16 protein-coding genes are annotated in these 18770 nt (G+C 60.5%); 14 read left to right on the forward strand and 2 right to left on the reverse strand.

Annotated features, from left to right (window positions below; genetic code table 11):
• Window positions 1–438: 438 nt before the first annotated feature.
• Window positions 439–1878 carry a glycosyltransferase family 39 protein gene (locus OSC37_RS01775; RefSeq protein ID WP_267162889.1) on the forward strand — a complete coding sequence of 480 codons (1440 nt, stop codon included), beginning with the start codon at window positions 439–441 and terminating at the stop codon, window positions 1876–1878.
• 383 nt (window positions 1879–2261) lie between these two features.
• Here OSC37_RS01775 and OSC37_RS01780 read toward each other — a convergent pair whose 3' ends face one another.
• Window positions 2262–3014, reverse strand: coding sequence for a hypothetical protein (locus tag OSC37_RS01780; RefSeq protein WP_267162890.1), 753 nt, complete (start codon window positions 3012–3014; stop codon window positions 2262–2264).
• An 83-nt stretch (window positions 3015–3097) separates the two neighbouring features.
• Between OSC37_RS01780 and OSC37_RS01785 the strand changes: the two genes are divergently transcribed.
• From OSC37_RS01785 to hypF, 12 genes are all read left to right on the forward strand, one after another.
• Window positions 3098–4639, forward strand: a complete 1542-nt coding sequence (locus OSC37_RS01785; protein WP_267162891.1) for a globin-coupled sensor protein — start codon at window positions 3098–3100, stop codon at window positions 4637–4639.
• 193 nt (window positions 4640–4832) lie between these two features.
• Window positions 4833–6011, forward strand: a complete 1179-nt coding sequence (locus OSC37_RS01790) for a hydrogenase small subunit (RefSeq protein ID WP_267162892.1) — start codon at window positions 4833–4835, stop codon at window positions 6009–6011.
• 6 nt (window positions 6012–6017) lie between these two features.
• Entirely contained in the window at window positions 6018–7580 is a 1563-nt protein-coding gene (locus OSC37_RS01795; RefSeq protein ID WP_267162893.1) for a nickel-dependent hydrogenase large subunit, read from the forward strand.
• The gene (locus OSC37_RS01800) at window positions 7577–8377 is read left to right on the forward strand and encodes a cytochrome b/b6 domain-containing protein (protein WP_267162894.1); all 801 of its coding nucleotides are present in this window, start codon (window positions 7577–7579) and stop codon (window positions 8375–8377) included. The genes OSC37_RS01795 and OSC37_RS01800 overlap by 4 nt, the downstream gene beginning before the upstream one ends.
• On the forward strand, window positions 8364–8861 hold the full coding sequence (locus OSC37_RS01805; protein ID WP_267162895.1) for a hydrogenase maturation protease: 498 nt from the start codon (window positions 8364–8366) through the stop codon (window positions 8859–8861). Before OSC37_RS01800 ends, OSC37_RS01805 begins: the two co-directional genes overlap by 14 nt.
• Window positions 8861–9037, forward strand: a complete 177-nt coding sequence (locus OSC37_RS01810) for a hypothetical protein (RefSeq protein WP_267162896.1) — start codon at window positions 8861–8863, stop codon at window positions 9035–9037. The genes OSC37_RS01805 and OSC37_RS01810 overlap by 1 nt, the downstream gene beginning before the upstream one ends.
• Window positions 9037–9390 carry a HypC/HybG/HupF family hydrogenase formation chaperone gene (locus OSC37_RS01815; RefSeq protein ID WP_267162897.1) on the forward strand — a complete coding sequence of 118 codons (354 nt, stop codon included), beginning with the start codon at window positions 9037–9039 and terminating at the stop codon, window positions 9388–9390. The genes OSC37_RS01810 and OSC37_RS01815 overlap by 1 nt, the downstream gene beginning before the upstream one ends.
• Entirely contained in the window at window positions 9383–10549 is a 1167-nt protein-coding gene (hypD, locus tag OSC37_RS01820; RefSeq protein ID WP_267162898.1) for a hydrogenase formation protein HypD, read from the forward strand. Before OSC37_RS01815 ends, hypD begins: the two co-directional genes overlap by 8 nt.
• Window positions 10546–11574: a hydrogenase expression/formation protein HypE gene (gene hypE, locus OSC37_RS01825; protein ID WP_267162899.1), complete on the forward strand. Its 1029-nt coding sequence runs from the start codon at window positions 10546–10548 to the stop codon at window positions 11572–11574. Before hypD ends, hypE begins: the two co-directional genes overlap by 4 nt.
• A gap of 46 nt (window positions 11575–11620) precedes the next feature.
• Complete coding sequence (locus tag OSC37_RS01830; protein ID WP_267162900.1) at window positions 11621–11998, forward strand: hydrogenase maturation nickel metallochaperone HypA/HybF; 378 nt, start codon at window positions 11621–11623, stop codon at window positions 11996–11998.
• Between the two features lie 8 nt (window positions 11999–12006).
• Window positions 12007–12762, forward strand: a complete 756-nt coding sequence (gene hypB, locus OSC37_RS01835) for a hydrogenase nickel incorporation protein HypB (protein WP_267162901.1) — start codon at window positions 12007–12009, stop codon at window positions 12760–12762.
• 2 nt (window positions 12763–12764) lie between these two features.
• On the forward strand, window positions 12765–15062 hold the full coding sequence (gene hypF, locus OSC37_RS01840) for a carbamoyltransferase HypF (RefSeq protein ID WP_267162902.1): 2298 nt from the start codon (window positions 12765–12767) through the stop codon (window positions 15060–15062).
• Window positions 15063–15236: 174 nt separating this feature from the next.
• On the opposite strand, the gene OSC37_RS01845 is transcribed toward hypF, so the two are convergent.
• Window positions 15237–16598: a methyl-accepting chemotaxis protein gene (locus OSC37_RS01845; RefSeq protein ID WP_267162903.1), complete on the reverse strand. Its 1362-nt coding sequence runs from the start codon at window positions 16596–16598 to the stop codon at window positions 15237–15239.
• A 459-nt stretch (window positions 16599–17057) separates the two neighbouring features.
• Between OSC37_RS01845 and OSC37_RS01850 the strand changes: the two genes are divergently transcribed.
• A complete protein-coding gene (locus OSC37_RS01850) occupies window positions 17058–18740 on the forward strand; it encodes an ammonium transporter (RefSeq protein WP_267162904.1) in 1683 nt (560 codons plus the stop codon).
• The last annotated feature ends 30 nt before the right edge of the window (window positions 18741–18770 follow it).

Below are 18770 nucleotides of genomic sequence, written 5' to 3' on the forward strand. Positions count from 1 at the left end.
TGAAGCCACAGGCGGGGGGTGATCCGGTGAGTAATCTTCGCTGCGGTGGCTACAACCTCTGTCTGTTGCACATAACAAGAAACATTCCAGATCCGATATCTGGATAGCCGGTTATGAGCGTCTCATTTCACAGTTGGCGTACCACCAGTACACGATTGCATTGAGTTGGCGGTACATGTACATCGTCCGGGTTCGAGTGCCGAGGCCACCGATTTACTGGTACCTTATTTTGGCAGGGAGAGGCATCTGACGGAAGGTAATACGTCTGAGTTCTAGCCGTCATCAACCGTCACCACTGACGCACGCCAGTTTTAAGTACGCTGAACGCGGCAGTTGCTACATAATTGTGATATAGGCATAATGAACACTTGGTCAATTGACTCATTGTCTAACTCTATCTCCAATAGGTTGAGTGTTCCACTTGAATTGTTTCTCGCGATGCTTGTGGGCACTGTGCTTCGCCTCTACCGCCTAGGTGAACAAGCGTTCTGGATAGACGAGGTCTTTATGATCACGATGACGACTGAGAGGACGTTGGGTGAATTACTATTCGAGGTTCCTCAATTTGAGCCTCATCCACCACTGTATAACGTATTCATGTGGGGGTGGGTTCGACTTGCTGGGATATCTGAGGTTTCGATGCGATTCACCTCGGTACTGTTCAGTGTCGCCACGCTTCCGGTGGCGTACCTTCTGGTGCGAAAGCTTTTCGACAGACCAACGGCGGCAGTTACCGTCGCTTTCCTCGCAATTTCACCGCTGCAGATCTGGTACGCTCAGGAAGGGCGAATGTACGCTCTGCTGGTGTTCCTTACGGTTCTTTCGTTCTACTTACTGGTCCGACTGTCGGATTCTTTTTCTTGCCTATCTGCAGCCAGTTATGTCACCGTCGGGGTGTTGATGGGGTATCTCCACGTATACGGGTTGTTCGTTCTGCTTGCGCAGGCACTATATCTGGGAACAAGGTTGCTCATCAATCCGTCGGATCTTGATGTATCGTGGCGGAGTGGAGGTAGCATATACGTGAGTATCGGTTTCCTCACCAGTCCGTGGACGGGACTACTCCTGCACCGCGCAATCGCGCCGGAGCAATACCCAGCGGATGCTGCCGCTTGGCTTCAGTCACCCGAACCCAGTGCGCTCGTTGAGACGTTCTCGCTTTTTTCATTTGGCGTTACAAAAGCGACACGGCCGTATAATATCTTAACACATCCCTCAGAAGTGTTTCTGATGGCGGTGGTACTCTGTTTGCTTGTGCTGATTGGCCTGTCCACAATGGGTGAGATAATCAAAGAAACAAACCAGTTCAGTCTCGTGGTTCTCTGGCTGGTTGTTCCGATTGGGGTTCCGTTCATACTATCTGTTGCAGTCCGACCAATGTTTGAACTCAGGTACCTGATTGTGGCAGCGCCTGCGTTCCTAATTTTGGTTGCCCGAAGCATCCAGCTGATGGAAAGTCGTTATTTACGATACGCGCTTATCACAGTCATTCTCATCGGAATGCTCGTGCCGTTACCGGGCTATTATACAGAGCCACACAAGGACCAGTGGGACGACGCAGCCGAATACGTTGATGACAATGCGATATCTGGGGATACCATTCTCGTTGTCCCAGGATGGACCTGGAACGGGCCAAGTGACGCGTTCAATCACTACTTCAGCCGCGATGATGTCAGTATTAATCCACTCTATTCGTTCAGTCCACAGGAGGAGTACCAGAGCGCGGTTTCAGACGGTGGTGACGTGTATCTCGTGTTAAGCTATACGAACGAGCGTGAGGCAATAATCGATAGTGTGGCAATGGCGACTGAAACTGAACCGACTGAGCGTCATGAGTTCGTTAATATCGTTGTGGTCACATACGAGGTGCAGAGCTGAGACATTGCAGTCCACTATCCAACGGAAGAAGTCTCTCGAGGGATGATTGTACGAGAGCTGATAGCTATGTCTGAGATGTCATCAACGCCCGAGTCAGCATTGACGGGGCCGGATTTGAAACACCGAATAAAGTGAACTACACCTACAGTGAGAACTGTATCATCTCAATATCTTTTCGATCAGTATCAAACTACGGGACAGTTATTTGCCCGCTGAAACTGTCCAATCGCTGATCTGTGGTATGATAAATTGTCGATTGCTCATCTGCTCTTGTTCGGCTCGCAGTTCACACACGAGTGTCCTCGGGTCTCAAACGAGCAATGTTGTACAGATGATTATGTCAGGCCTACAGCAAGTGGCGGTAACGGCCACACACGACCGTCTCAGCACGACGTAATATCCGAGAGGTCCGGATGCCCGTGATACGCGTCGAGGTCCTCCGGAAACGTATCACCGGAGGCAACAGCAATGCGGTCGCGGATCTGTTGCCACTCGACGTGTCGACAGAGTACGTTCACTGGAATCGACTCCAGCTCGAGTAGCGATGCAATCGTGAAGCGGTGTGAGCCCTCGGTCAGGAATATGTCGCCGTCACGTCCAACGAGGACGAGCGGCTCCAGATGGTTTGCGTACGTACTCTCGAACGCGTTGTCTGTCGCCTGTTCGTGACCTGCAGCAGCGTTGGGTCGGTACCCCGTCTCGCTAATCGACCTGTAGAGGTCGTCGATGTACTCACAACGCACCTGCCGAAAGGCATCAAGGATCTCGTAACCCCGAAACTGTCCGGTGGTTTTGATTTGCTGTGCTGCACGCTCGTACAGACCAGTCTCTTCCCACGGAACGTCGTTCAGAAAGTACTGTTCGAGGCTACGATACAGTGTGCTCTCGCGCATCCGACGGTGGCTGCCGCCCCTGTCCCAATCACCACCCTGGACACGACCCATTCCGTAGTTGAGACGGAGTTCGGAGGCGAAATACGTCACCTCCTCGGGGGGAATCTCGACAAGCCGCCACGGATCTGACGGAGCTTCGTACTGACAGCGATTCACCTTGTCGTGCCAGCCTGCGTACTGCCGGAACGTCGATAACTCGATACGCCAGACGCCACGCTTTTCAAAAAATAGCTGTTGTCTCAAGCTGCCGTCTCCTCCTTTGGGAGATTATTAATTACTGATAACGAACACTTGTGTATTTGTTTTTGATGCAACTGCAGCCAATCATGAAGGCACCAGAGAGGGTGTTTGGGGAGGGACAGCTTAACTCAAGAATCGACACATACGACCTGGTCTCCGAAATCGGGATTGACGAGGAGGAGATTGCCTGGCGAAAAGATTTTATCGGCTTCTCAGCGGCTGATGCGGACCGTCTCACACAATACCGAGACGCCTTCGACGAACATGCCGAGCAGGTTGCCGACGACTTCTACCAGAATATCACACAGTACGACGAGACAACCGAAGTGATGGGACGGTCGGGGAAAAATGTCGAGCAGCTCAAACGAACACAGTCGGCGTATCTCCGGACACTGGTCCAGGGAGAGTACGACATGCAGTACTTCCGTGATAGAGCACGCATTGGAAAGTTACACGATATGCTCGATATGCCGATGAAACAGTATATCGGGCAATATGGCGTCTACTACGACTTGATTCTCCCGCTCGTCTGTGACCGTCTCAAGGAGTCACTCGTCGACGAAATCGGGAACTCGGAGACGGAGATAACCGACGACCCGACTGGCGAAGCACTCGAACGGACTGTCGGCAGAGAGGTCGATGAAGCGATGCACGACATCCTCGCTATCCTACGACTCATCAACCTCGACATGCAGGTGGCGACCGACACGTACATCCACTCCTACAGCCAGAATCTCACCCGCGAACTACAGCGACAACAGGATGTCAGCAACACCGTTAAAGACGCCTGCGAACAACTCCAGACTGCCGCCAACGACATCGCGGCGAGCACCGAGGAGATCAGTGACCTCGCGCGGTCTCAGGTCGGAGCCGTCGAAGATGCCTCCGGGGAGGTTGGCGACATGTCGGCGACAGTTGAGGAAATTGCGTCGACGGCCGAACAGGTCGCGGCGACGAGCCGGCACGCCGAAACGCTCGCTGACGATGGTAGAGAGGTGGCGACTGACGCAATCGAGATGATGCGTCGCATCGACGGCTCGGCTGAAAAAGTCGCTACCGACATCGATACTCTTCAACAGCGCATCGAGGAGATTGACGAGATTGTCGACATCATCAACGACATCGCCGACCAGACGAATATGCTTGCGCTGAACGCCTCCATTGAGGCCGCTCGCGCAGGCGAGGCTGGGGACGGATTCGCCGTCGTCGCCGAGGAAGTCAAGTCGCTCGCCGAACAGTCACAACAGCACGCAAGCGAGATAGAGGCGCTGGTCGATGGAATCAAGAAGGACACAGCCGAGGCTGTCACCAGTCTCGAAGAGACCACCCAGCAGGTCGAACAGGGAATCGACCAGGTCACGACAGCAATGGAGACGCTCCAAGAGATTGCAGAGAACGTCCAGGAGGCGTCCGAGGGCATTCAGGAGGTATCGAGTGCGACCGACGACCAGGCCGCCGGTGCAGAGCAGCTCGCTTCGATGGTAGACCAGCTCGTCGAACAATCCGCCCAGGTCGCCGACGAGATAGAGGATGTAGCGGCCGCCAACGAACAGCAGGCGACCCAAATCAACGAGATAACAGAAACGGTAGACCGACTGGCCGACGGGGAGTTGGCATCTGACGTATAGCCCGGTTACTGTCGTTTCGACCCCTTTACTCTCTCCCTATCTGGTAAAAAGCCCTGTATATATTGGCCTTTCATCATTGGGTTTCCAGCCGTCATCAACTGGTACAGTAACTGTATCGCTACCCGCCGGGATGGACTGTCAATGTGTGACTTGGGTCCGGCAGGGAAACCACTCGACGCTATAACGTAACACCATGACCACTGCTGACACTGAGAGGAAGACAAGCACCGGAACGACAACGACACGACGGAACTTTCTCAAGCTCGTCGGCACCGTCAGCGCCGGCACGGTAATCACCCAGTACAGCTCGGAGGTCGCCAACGCGTTGGAAAAGGCAAGTGACGGAACCAAGGAGGTCGTCTGGCTCCAGGGCCAGACCTGTTCGGCCTGTACGATGTCCACCTTACAAGGGACATCGCCAAGCCTCGAAGAGGCCATCTCACAGTTCAAGCTCGACGTGACATTCCACCCCGAGATCATGGCCGAGACTGGCGAGGCGGCGACCGAAGCGATGAGTTCCTCGCCGGACATCCTGATGGTCGAGGGTGCGATTCCGACGAAAATCCCCTCAGCTGCGACGTTCGGGCGGACCGAAGACGGGCAGCCCAAACCGGCCGTCGACTGGCTGCTCGAACTCGCCCCGGAGGCGGAGTACGTCATGGGTATCGGCACCTGTGCCTGCTACGGCGGCTGGCAGTCGGCACAGAACGGCGCACCCGCTGTCGAGGACTTCGACGAGGAGGGTCCCTGGATGGATACGAACGTCACCGGTGCGAAAGGCCTTCAGTACACCCATAGGGAAGACGACGCGGGCGTACTCGGACCGGATTTCACCGCGAATTCGGGGCTTCCGGTCATCAACGTCCCCGGCTGTATGACACATCCGGACTACGTGCTGTTGACGGTTGCGACGCTTCTTAACGGCCACGAGCCAGACCTGGACGAGTTTAACCGACCGAAGGCGTTCTACGGACCGCTGGTCCACGACCAGTGCTCGCGGCGTGGCTATTTCGACCGCGGCGAATTCGTCGACCACGTCGGCGACGGCTCCGGGAAGTGTCTGTACAACGTCGGCTGCAAGGGACCATACTGCCACTGCGACGACTCGGTCCGGCTCTGGAACGACGGAACGAGTGTCTGTCGCAACGTCGGTGCTCCCTGTATCGGCTGTATGGAGCCCGGGTTCTGGGACCGCATGACGCCGTTTTATGACCCTATCGAAGAGCAGGGCGTTGCGCTGACTGACGTCGAGACCGCCGGGAAGGTGGCGGTCGGTGCGACCGTCGCTGGTCTCGGCGCACACGCGGCTCGGAAGGCGATGGGCTACGGCGACACAGAGCCCGAGGAAGATGAAAAAGACAACACGGAGTGATTACAGATGCCAGAAATCGAAATCGACCCGACGACACGGATCGAGGGCCATCACAGCACGACACTACAGGTAGACGACGGTGTTGTCACAGAGGCCAAAAGCCACATGGATATGTTCCGGGGGATGGAGATGGTCGTTCTGGACCGACCGCCGTCGGATGCTCCGGTCTTTACTCAGCGGGTCTGTGGGGTCTGTTTCACTGTCCACCGGATGAGTTCGCTGCTGGCAATCGAAAACGCCGCGAAACGGGCTGGCGTCTTCGACGGCGTCCCCGAGACCGCTCGCCAGATGCGGAACCTCCTCGAACGGATTGCGACGCTGTGGAACCACGCAGTCCACATGTTCGCGCTGGTCGGTCCCGACTACAGCGACGCCGTCGCGGGCACCGGACTGGAGCGGCTTGACCCCATGGAAGGCGAGGGCTACAAGCGCGCGCTCGAAGCACAGCGCGAGCTGTTGCAAGGGTTTGCGGAGTTCGGCGGGAAAGCCCCCCACCCCCTCACCTACGCACCGGGCGGTATGTCGGCGACGCCGACCGCGGGCAAGCTCCAGAACATCCGTGACCAGGTCGAGTTCGTCAGCGACTGGCTCGGGCCGACCGACGCCGTCCCCGAGGTCATCGAGAACGTCCGCAACGACGAGTTCGACCCGGACCTCGGCGAGGGGCTGCACGACATCGTCTCGCTTCTGTTCGCCGCCAAGGAAGCCGGTGCCGACGATTTCGGTGTCGGGCCCGGCCGGTACTACTGCAACGGAATCTACCCCGACGGCGACGGCAACAGAGAGATTCCGCCCGGAATCTACGTCGACGGCGAACTCTCCCACCCTGACAAGGCCGATATCACGTCGGCAATCAGTGAGAGCACCGCCCGCTCGTGGTACACAGACGACTCCGGCGGACATCCGATGGAGGAGTCTCCTCCCAAGCCAGACCCCGAGAAAGAGGGCGCGTACTCCTGGGGGAAGGCACCGCGCTACGACGGGATGAACATGGAGACCGGCTCGCTCGCCCGGCTGATTGTCACCGAGCGTGACCCCTTCGACCTGCGGGCGACACTCGGCGGCGACCCGACCAAGAGCAGTACGCTCAACCGCCTGATTGCGCGCGCCCAGGAATCACTTCTCCTCCGCGACCAGATTCTCGACCTCCTCGGCGACATCGAGCCGGATTCGACGGTCAACCACGGCTGGACCGACGACTTCAGCGGCGAGGGCGTCGGCCTCTGGGAAGCGTCCCGTGGCGCGCTCTCGCACTGGGTGAAAATCGAGGACGGAACCATCACCAACTACCAGATTATCACGCCGACGCTGTGGAACCTCGGTCCCCGCGACGAGAGCGGCATCCCCAGCATCTTCGAGGGGGCCGTCGAGGGGATGGCAGTCGAAGACTACGAGAACCCGATAAACGTGATGCGGACGGTCCGGTCGTTCGACCCGTGTCTGGCCTGCTCGGTCCACGTCGAGAGCCCAGCGGGTACCTACTCCGAGGAGGTCACGCCCGCCTCACCAGCAAGTGTCGCAACGGGGGGTGACAGACCGTACGCCGGTCAGGAGGTGGACGAACAGTGAGCACCGACTCCGGCCTCCGGGACCGACTCGCCGAGTTTGCCGCGGCACTCCGCCATCCCTCGGAGGGACTCGACGACCGCTTCGAGCGCCTCAGAGAGGTCAAAGAGCGCGAGACGGTACAGCGCCACAGCCTTGGCGCACGGATCTCTCACTGGACACAGGCGTTTCTGATGTTCGTGTTGATGGTGACGGGATACGCCATCTGGACGGGGAACTACGGCCCCCTGAACGTCGCACCGTGGGACGGCTACTTCATCTCCTTCGGGCTGCACATGTGGGCCGGGACGTTGCTGATGGCGGTCCTGTTCGTGCTCTTTCCGCTGTATCACGTCTTCGTCGACGGCCACCGCCAGCTCGCCGAACCCGACGACGTTCGGGTGACCGTCCGGGTCGCACAGGCCTTTGTCGGCCTAAAGTCGTACATTCCCGGCTACCACCGCGCCCGGGAGACCTACGACGAAGACGAGGGCGACTGGGTGGCGTATCACCCGATGCAGAAGACGTTCTTCTGGTGGGTGTCGATTTTCTTCGGCGTCCTCGCAGTCACTGGCTTCAGCATGTACGCCGAGATGCTCGAAGACCCGGTCTGGTGGGTCGAAATCCTCGGCTTCCTCTCGCCGTGGCTGGCGTTCGAACACCTCCTACAGATTCACCTGCTCGTCGCATTTGTCGTCCTCGCGATGGTGCTCGGGCACGTCTACTTCGCGGTCTTGCCGAGCAACCACGCGGCGCTGAAGTCGATGGTGTTCGGAAACATTGACGCCTACGTCGTCAGGGAGGACGATGACGACGAGTAGCGACGCGGCCCAGACGGCCACCGCACACCAACAGGCCGTCGTCGGCGTCGGCAGCATGGTGATGGGCGACGACGGCGTTGGCTATCACGCCATCGAGGCGCTGGAGGACTGCTCGCTTCCCGAGGGAACGAGCCTGACCCACGCCGGGACGACGGCGTTTCTCGCCCTAGAGGCGATGAGCGGTGCCGACCGGGCGCTCGTCGTCGACGCGCTCGCACTTGAGGAGCCGCCGGGGACGATTCGAGAGTTCCGACTCGACCGTCCCGACGTTGACGCGCCGGAGGTGACAATGCACGACTACAGCTTTACCGACGCGCTCGCAGTCGGCGATGTCGCCTACGACGTGCCCGACCGGGTCCGGCTACTTGGCGTCGTTCCCGACCAACTCGACCCAGCGGTAGAGCTGTCTGAGCCCGTCGCGGCGGCACTTCCGGAGCTTGTATCGCGCATCGAACAGCGGCTTGTGGAGGACACTCAGAACTGATGAACGGACACTGGTACTGCACCGACTGTGGCGAACGTATCGAACAGGAAGCAATCGACGAGCACGAGTCCGACGGCCATCACGTCAAGGGTCGGTTCCGACCGGACCGACTTCTGGCCGGAGACCCGGAGATGATCGGTTCACAGATCGACGACGGCGACGGGGGTGGTGTCTGATGTGTCTCGGTGTCCCCGGCGAAATCAAAGAAATCGACGGCCACGAGGCTGTCGCAGACTTCTGGGGCGTCGAGCGTCGGGTCCGACTCGATATCGTTGGTGACGCAGTCGAGGAAGGCGACTACATCCTCAACCACGTCGGCTACGCCATCAGGAAGATTCCAGAGTCGGAGGTCGAGCAGACAATGGAGCTGTTCGAGACGATGCTGGACGCCGACCCCGAAGACATGATGGCCGATGACATGATAGAGGAGCTGGAGGCGAACAGCGGCGCTCCCGCCCCCGGGGCACAGGACGACGACGAAGGCGACGAAGACGACGACCTGCTCGAGGAGCTGGGTATCGATGTCTGAGGGCGACCCGACCAGAGCCGGCCCGACCGGCTCGATTCCCGGCGGCGACGGCGACGACGAGCTACAGTTTCGGGACCCGGAGAAGGCAGAGGCGCTTGCGGACAAAATCGCAGAGATTGGCGAGAAGCTTCCGGACCCGCCGGCGACGGTGATGCACGTCTGTGGTAGCCACGAGCAGTCGATTGCCAAGTTCGGCCTGCGGAGTTTGTTGCCCGACAGCGTGCGACTTGTGATGGGTCCAGGCTGTCCGGTCTGTGTGACGAACATGCCCGAGGTCGACGAGGCGGTCGCACTGGCCGAGGACGGCGTTACCGTGGCGACCTACGGCGATATGCTGAAGGTATCCGGTACGTCGAAATCCCTCGACGACGCCCGCTCCGAGGGTGCCGACGTTCGAGTCGTCTACGGCGCACAGGACGCCGTCGAACTCGCTGAGGATATCGACGAGGAGGTCGTCTTCTTTGCAACCGGATTCGAGACGACCGCCGCACCGACGGCCGCCGCAATCAAGGCCGACCCGCCGGAGAACTTCTCGGTGCTGTCTGCTCACAAGTACATCCCGCCGGCGATGGACATCGTCGCCGAGATGCCAGACACCGAAATCGACGGCTACCTCGCGGCGGGCAATGCCGCAATCATCACCGGTCACGGCATCTTCGACGGCATCGTTGACCGCCACGGCCTGCCAGTGGTCGTCGGGGGATTCGAGCCGCTCGACATCCTCGCCGGGCTCGTGAAACTGCTCGAAAACATCCGCGACGGCACCCAGACTGTCGAGAACGCCTACCCGCGCTGTGTCACAGAGGGAGGTAACCGGGTCGCCAAGGAGCAACTCTGGGACGTGTTCGAGGCTGTCGACGGGGAGTGGCGTGGTATCGCACACATCCCAGATGCTAACCTCGAACTCCGAGAGGAGTACACCGCGTACGACGCCCGCGAGCGGTTCGACATCGACCCGTCGGAACTCCGCGAGGCCTCGGCCTCACAACAGCTTCAGGAGTGTATCTGTGGGGATATCATGGCTGGGACGGCCGACCCGACGGACTGCCCGCTGTTCGGCGAGGAGTGTACGCCGGCAGACCCCGTGGGCGCGTGCATGGTCAGTAGTGAGGGCACCTGCAAGATATGGCAGGAGTATGGAGGGCGACCCGAGCTATGAGCGAGGACGACGAGCGAATTACACTCACCCACGGGACCGGCGGGCAGGCGACACGGGATCTCGTTTCCGAGACGCTCACGGCCGGGTTCGAGGATGCGACAGACGCGCTGGTCGGACTTGCCGACTTCGACGACGGCGCGGTCCTCCCGATCGGCGAAAAGAATCTCGTGGTGACGACGGATACCCACGTCGTCCAGCCCCCGTTCTTTCCGGGCGGAGATATCGGTCGCCTCGCCGTCTCTGGGACCGTCAACGACCTGGCGGTCATGGGGGCGACCGATGTTCGCGGGCTCACGAGCGGAGTCGTCATCGAGGCGAATTACCCTCATGAGAAGCTCGAACGCATCGCCGACTCGATGGCCGAGGCCTGCAAGGAGGCAGACGCGCCGGTCGTCTCGGGAGATACGAAGGTGATGGGAAACGGCGAACTCGACGGCGTCACCATCAACACCGCCGGCGTCGGCGTCGCGGACCACGTCACGCCGGACTCGGGCCTCTCTCCGCAGGATGTCCTGCTCGTCACCAACACGATTGGCGAGCACGGTATCGCTTTGCTCGCCGAGCGCGAGGGTATCGACTTCGAGGCAGACCTCGAATCGGACGTCCAGCCGGTGAACGACCTGCTCGCGGCCGCACTGGAAGCCGGCGGCGAGGCCGTGACGGCGATGAAAGACCCGACGCGAGCGGGGCTCGCGGGCGCGCTCAACGAGATGGCGAGAAAGAGCGAGGTTGGCATCGAGGTGACCGACGAGCGGGTGCCGGTGACAGGCGACGTGACCGGTGCCGGCGAGTTGCTCGGGCTCGACCCCTACCAGATAGCAAACGAGGGCGTCGCAATTCTCGGCGTCGAACCGACTGCGGCCGAGGACGTCCTCGAAGCACTTCGTGCCCACCCGAAAGGGGCAAACGCCGCGGCCATCGGCAAAGCCATCGACGACCATTACGGCCGAGTCGTTCTCGACACCGGCATCGGCAACCGCTACATGCGCGAGCCGAGCAAGGAAGCTGTTCCACGAATCTGCTGACGATGTTTCGCCAGCAAAACACGGTCGAGACGGAGGTGCCCTGACGGTGCACGAACTCTCGATTGCCCAGTCACTGGTCGAACAAGCGGTCGACGCAGCCGACGAACACGGAGCCGAGCGAATCGACAGGCTCGAACTCCTCGTCGGCGAGGCGACACACCTCAACCCCGACCAGTTGACGTTCTGTGTCGAAACCGTCGCCGCTGAGACGCCCGCGGCCGAAGCCGAAGTCACCGTCACCTCGGTCTCGCCGGAGGGTGTCTGTGACTGCGGGTGGTCCGGCCAGCCAGCGGAGATTCCAGACCTCCCGATGGCGGTACCTGACCTCCGGTGTCCCGAGTGCGACTCACGTCTCGAACTCACCGCCGGCACCGAATGTCGTCTCGCCCGCATCTCCGTCCCAGAGACAGCCAACGCCACATAATCATGCACATGCACGCACACAGACTCGACCGCTCGATGCACCGACTCATGACTGACCTGTTCGGCCCGCTCTCGCTGCACCGATTCGGCCATAGCCACGACGAGGACGAGACGACCGACGAGGACGACGTGCTCGAACAGTTCCGGAAGCAGGCAAAAGCTGTCCACGAGGAGGTTGTCCACGACCACGACGTCTCCTGTGTGGAATTTCTGGGAAGCACCGGCAGCGGGAAGACCTCACTCGTCGAGCGCCTCGTCGAACGCGCGCCGCCCGAGGAGACAATCGGCGCAATCGTCGGGGACGTTGCCGGTGACGACGACGCTCGCCGCCTCGAAGCACACGGGGTCGAGGTCGTCAACGTCAACACCGGCAAGGAGTGCCATCTCGACGGCTCGCTGGTCGCCGACGCGGTGGCGGAGTTCGACCTCGCTTCCCTCGACCGGCTCTACGTCGAGAACGTCGGGAACATGGTCTGCCCGGCGGATTTTCCGCTCGGCGCCCAGGCTCGTGTACTTGTCGTGAGCACGACCGAAGGCGACGACGTAGTCCGGAAACATCCGCTGCTCTTCCAGGCTTGTGATGTAGCCGTCGTGAACAAGGCCGACATCGCCGACGCCGTCGGGGCGGACATCGACCAGATGCGCGACGATGTCGCCGAAATCGCCCCGGAGATGCCGGTCTTCGAGACGAATGCCCGCGATGGCGGGGGAATCGACGCGCTCGCAGCGCACCTCACCGAGAGACAGCACGCTCATCCTCACTGACCATGGACGAGCGCGTCCGTGCCTCGGTGCGCGTCGAGGGGGTCGTCCAGGGTGTCGGATTCCGCCCGTTCGTCTATAGGACGGCGACCGCCGCCGAGGTCGGAGGCTACGTCCGTAACGCCGGTGAGTACGTCGACTCTGCCTTCGAAGGAAACAAAGACGATGTCGAGACGGTTATCGAGGCGATTTGCTCCGACGCCCCGCCGCTGTCTCGCGTCAGAATTGTCGACGTATCTTGGGAACAACCGACCGGCACCGACGGGTTCGAGATTCGCGACTCCGATTCGGGGACGGCGGGAAGCGGGGGCGTCCCGGTCCCGCCAGACACCGGTATCTGCGCGAACTGTCTGGCGGACGTTCGAGACCCGGACTCGCGGTATCACGACTACTGGGCGACGAGCTGTGTCGACTGTGGGCCGCGATACACCGTCGTCCGGGGGGTTCCCTACGACCGCTCTCGAACGTCGATGGACGAGTTTCCGATGTGTTCGTCGTGCCAAGAGCGATATGAAACACCCAGCGACCGCCGGTATCACGCACAAACGGTCGCCTGTCCGGACTGTGGCCCACAACTTCAATACGAGGTCGACAAGACGGTCGTCGAGATCGAGACGCCCCTCAAACGCGCCACACAAGCGCTCGCCGACGGGAAGATACTTGCCGTCAAGGGAATCGGCGGCACGCATCTGGTCTGTGACGCAACAGATGCCGAAACGGTCGGCCGCCTCCGCGAACGGACGGGTCGCCCCAGCAAGCCGTTCGCTGTGATGGCATCTGACGTATCATCGGTCGAGTCGTTCGCGGCTGTCAGCTCGGCCCAACAGGAGGCGTTGACTGACCTGCGCCGTCCGATAACGCTGCTCGAAACAACCGAGAGAACACCCTGGCTCTCGGTAGTCGCGCCGGGACTGGACACTGTCGGCGTGATGCTTCCCTACTCCGGCCTGCATCACCTGCTGTTCGACGAGATTGACGGTCCGCTGGTGATGACGAGCGCGAACCGGCCCGGCGAGCCGATGGTCACGAATGCAGCTGCGCTGTGGGAGACTCTCGACGATGTAATTGACGGAGCACTCCTACACGACCGGGAAATCGTCGCCCGGTGTGACGACAGTGTCATCAGAATCGTCGACGGAGACCGTCGGTTCCTGCGGCGGTCGCGTGGGTGGACACCTTCGCGGCTTCCAAATCCTGCCGCCCAAACGAACGCTCCCTCGGTGCTCGCTGTTGGCCCGGCGAGAGACGTGACCGTCGCCGTAGCCGACGGCAATGGAGTCGTTCTCTCCCAACATATCGGCGAGGTCGACGACCCGGATAGCCTGAGCTTTCATCGGCGAACCATCGACCGACTGACCAATCTCGTCGGAACCGACCCGGCTCTGGTCGCCTGCGACCGTCACCCGGAGTATCTGACGAGTGACGAGGCACACCGTCGTGCCGAGGACGGGCTCGATGGTCCCGTCCAGATTGGTCACCACCACGCCCATGCGGCGGCGCTCTGTGGAGAACACGACAGGAAGCGGGCCGTCGTCATCACCGCTGACGGGACGGGCTACGGACCTGACGGGACTATCTGGGGCGGCGAGGTGCTCGACACACGCTACGAGCGAGCCGACCGGGTCGGCGGGCTGGCCTCGTTCTCGCTTCCCGGCGGCGACGAGGCGGTTCGGTATCCCGCCCGTATCCTCGCCAGCGTCCTCGACGACGCTGAGACAGTCGACGACAGCCTGGTCGAAACCGGAGCGGTTGCGAATCTGGACGAGGCAACAATCGTCAGACAACAGGCTGAGACAGGCACGAATGCCCCCACGACGACGAGCGCCGGGCGGTATCTCGATGCCGTGAGTGCACTGCTGGGCGTCTGTGGCACGCGGAGATACCAGGGCGAGCCTGCACTCCGTCTCGAATCTCACGCCAGGGAAGGACAGGTCCGAGACGTTAGCCTTCCCTTCGAGAGCGAAGATAGCCGTCGGGTACTCCACACACCGGCGCTGGTCTCGCGTCTCCGCTCTCTCGCCGAGGACGTGCCGACCGCAGACGTGGCTGCCACCGCACAGGACGCCCTCGCGCGCGGCTTCGCCTCGATTGCGACCGAGTACGCCCACAGCCACGGAATCGAGACCGTCGGATTCACCGGCGGCGTCGCGTACAACGATGCAATCTATACGACGCTTCGAGAAACTGTCACCGAATCGGGTCTCACCTTCGTCGGCCCGGACCGAGTTCCGCCCGGCGACAGCGGAATTGCGTACGGACAGGCACTCGTCGCAACCGCTCGACAGTCGGCTACCAGTGACTGATAGTGATTATTGCGAGTCGTTACCGCCATGCGTTCGCTTATTTTCCGTATCGGACCGTGAAACGATGATTCACTGCACCATGTCTGAAAATTACCGCAATAATCACTATGAGCAGGTGTCGAACACACCTGGGTCGAGTCGCCGGACAGGGTCACGCGAGTCCGGCGGCAGGCTCTAGTCGGTAATTTCTCCCATCGTCTCTTTGAGGTCCTGTATCGAGCGGTCAATCTCGTTTATCGTCTCGTGTTGTTCCTGGTTTGCCTCCGCGACGGTCTCGATCTCGTCTGCGAGCTTCTCTGCTCGCGTCGTAACGTCGTCGACAGTGCCGGCGACAGCCTCTGTCGAGGTGGCCTGGTCGTCGGCTGCTTCCGCAACGTCCTGGATTCCCTCGGCTGTCCGTGTGACTGCATCGACGATCGCCGACAGGTTCTCAAGCACGACCTGCGCCTGTTCAACCCCGGCTTCGAGCTCGGTGGCTGTCTCCTGGATGCTCTCGACGGTCCGTTCTGTCGTCGACTGGACGACGCCGATTGTCTCCTCGATACGTGCGGCGTTGTCCTGGGATTCGGTTGCCAGTGACTTGATTTCGTCCGCGACGACGGCGAACCCTTCGCCGGCTTCGCCGGCACGAGCGGCCTCGATGGAGGCGTTCAGCGCAAGCATATTCGTCTGGTCAGCGATGCCGTCGATGACGTCGACGATGTCGTCGATTTCGGCGATTCGCTCCTGTAGCTGTGTGACCTCTTCGGCCATCTCGTCTGCGGAGTCGTTGACTGACTCCATCGCATCGATTGCCTGTGAGCCCGCTTCCTGGCCTTCGCGTGCCAGTTCCTCGGCCTCTGCACTTGTTTCTTCGACCTCGTTTGCGGTGGCGGCGACCTCCTCGATGCTCGCCGAGAGATTCGCCACCTCGGCCGAGACCTGCTCTACCTGCTCGCGCTGTGTCGCTGCCATCTGGGCGCTCTCTGTAGAACTGTCTGCCACCATCTCCGCGGTCTCCCGGAGGTCATCGATTGCGGTGCCGACCTCGCGTGAGACGGTCTCCTGTGCGGTCGCCATGCGCTGTCGCTGTTCGACCAGGTCCGTGACAATCGACGTCATCTCGACAGCACCGATCACCTCGCCGTCGATATTCTCCATCGGTACCGCCATCGCCCTGTTCCAGATGTCATCTCTCGACGTGGTGACCTTCCGGAACTCTGTCTCCCGGATCGTCTCGTTTTTCCTGGCAACTGTCTCTGCGAGAATCTCCGACTCGCCCTCGGTCTGGAAGAACTCGTACCCCTTCGCCCCGGTTGCCTCCTGCTGTGAGCGTTCGAAAGCACTCTCGGCCGCGTGGTTAAAATACCGGATAGTCCGGTCGTCATCAACCGCGAACATCGGTTCTGGGAACTTCTCGATTAGCTGATTAAACAGGTGACGCCACTGGTCGCGCTCCCGGCGGAGTTGGCTTCGCTCTTTTTCCTCCTCGGGTTCGGCAGATTCGACAATTCCCCGATAACCCTGGGCCGTAGAGCTACCATCTACGCTGCTCATAATGCCCATATCTCTATCATCCCTGATATGGGTTGGGGTGAGTGCTGATTTGTCAAATACCAGCTCCAGCGCTACCACTCTCTGCAACTACTCGCTAGTCACTTCGAGTCCTGCTGCACCTAGTGAGAGTTGGAATCTGTGGGTATTGTCCCAAATCATCAACGCGAGTAACATTACAGCGGCAGTTTGGCTCGAACATCCGACCAATCGGGTCGACGAATGTCAAGAAATAGGATGCCAATTCGTCTCATAATCGAACGCATTACATCCTTATACTGATGATATTCTTGTATATTCTGGACGTATGACTGTTCTATGGGGGGATTTTATTACTTTATGATGCGTAGTTTTATAAGCAATAGTTCCGGATCGTCACCCGTGATTGGGTTGATAAACAGACACAATTTCGGCGCATCGCTGGACAAGTACGCGACTATCAGAATTGGAGAGGTCTGCTAGATGTACGAGACAACCGTTTTGCAGGTCGGCGTAGACACCTTCGAGACCACGATAAACAACGTCTGGTATCTGCTGGTATCGTTTCTCATCTTCTTCATGCACGCCGGGTTCGCGATGCTCGAAGCCGGACAGGTCCGCTCGAAGAATGTGGCAAACCAGCTAACGAAGAACCTACTGACCTGGAGCGTCGGGGTCATGGTGTTTTTCCTCATCGGCATCGGCATCGACGGCCTCGTCGCCGGTAACGGCCTCACCCTGCCGTACGACGCCAACGGATTTATCGACACGATAGACGCCGGCGAGGGGTACATCGGCTGGCTCTACAGTGCCGTCTTCGCGATGACCGCAGCGACTATCGTCTCCGGGGCAGTCGCCGGCCGGGCAAAGCTCCGGGCCTACGTAGGGTACACCTTCCTGCTGGCTGCGGTTATCTACCCCGTGGTGACGGGCATCACGTGGACAGGGGAGTATGTCGCAGAAATTGCTGGAACTGGCTTCCAGGACTTTGCCGGCGGCATGGTCGTCCACGGCGTGGGCGGCATCGCCGGGCTGACCGCGGCCTGGATGCTCGGCCCACGGATGGATAAATACGACGAGAACGGACGCGTCAACGTCCTACCCGGCCACTCGATGACGTTTGCGGTTCTCGGCACGCTTATCCTCGCCTTCGGCTGGTATGGGTTCAACGTCGGGACCGCGGCCGTGATGGACGACGGTGCATACATGGGCGGCGCGCTGGGGCGTGTCGCTATGACGACGACCGTCGCGATGGCGATGGGCGCGGTCGGTGCCGGTGCCGTCGCCCTGTGGAGAAACGGCAAAGTCGATACGCTGTATGTCGCAAACGGGCTGCTCGCCGGCCTGGTCGGTATCACCGCAATTCCGAACAAGGCCGCCTGGTGGGGCGCACTCCTCGTGGGGCTGCTCGCCGGGATACAGCTCCCGATTGTCTTCGAGTTCGTCGAAAACCGTCTCAAAATCGACGATGTCTGTGCGGTGTTCCCGGTCCACGGCAGCGCGGGCGTGCTGGGGACGCTTCTGTTCCCATTCGTCGCGGCCCCGGGCGTCGTCGATTCGATCCCCGAGGCGTTTCTGGCACAGGTCGTCGGTGTAACCGTCATCACGATCTGGACTGTCGTTGCGACCGGTGCGGTCTGGGGAGCGTTCAAAGCCCTCGGCCAGGCCCGGGTCACGCCGGAACACGAACGCGACGGGCTGGACATCTCGGAGCACGGCGTCGAGACGTACCCCGAGTTCGGCCAGTCCAACATCTCGACTGACAGCGGTGTCGCCACCGACGGCGGCGTTCCGGCCTACGACCTCCGGACTGATGGCGGAGCCGCAATCGAGATGGTGACTGCGGTCATCCGCCCGGACAGACTCGGCGACGTGAAACACGCACTCGCAGAGGCAGATGCACCCTCGCTCACCGTGACGAACGTCTCGGGGCGTGGCTCCCAGGAGGCGATGACCGGCCAGTGGCGCGGCGAGGAGTACGTCATCGACCTCCACCAGAAGGTCAAAATCGAGTGTGTCGTTGCCGATACCCCGACCGAGGATGTTGTCGACGCGATTCGGGAGGCGGCGTCAACCGGCGAACCAGGTGACGGAAAGATATTCATCATGGCCGTCGACGACGCAATCGAGATACAGTCCGGCGAGCGCGGCCCTAGCGCGGTCTAAGCGGCATCGTTCACCCGCACCCGAGATTAT

It is taken from the genome of Halovenus salina (assembly GCF_026410925.1).
Taxonomy (GTDB): Archaea; Halobacteriota; Halobacteria; order Halobacteriales; family Haloarculaceae; genus Halovenus; species Halovenus salina.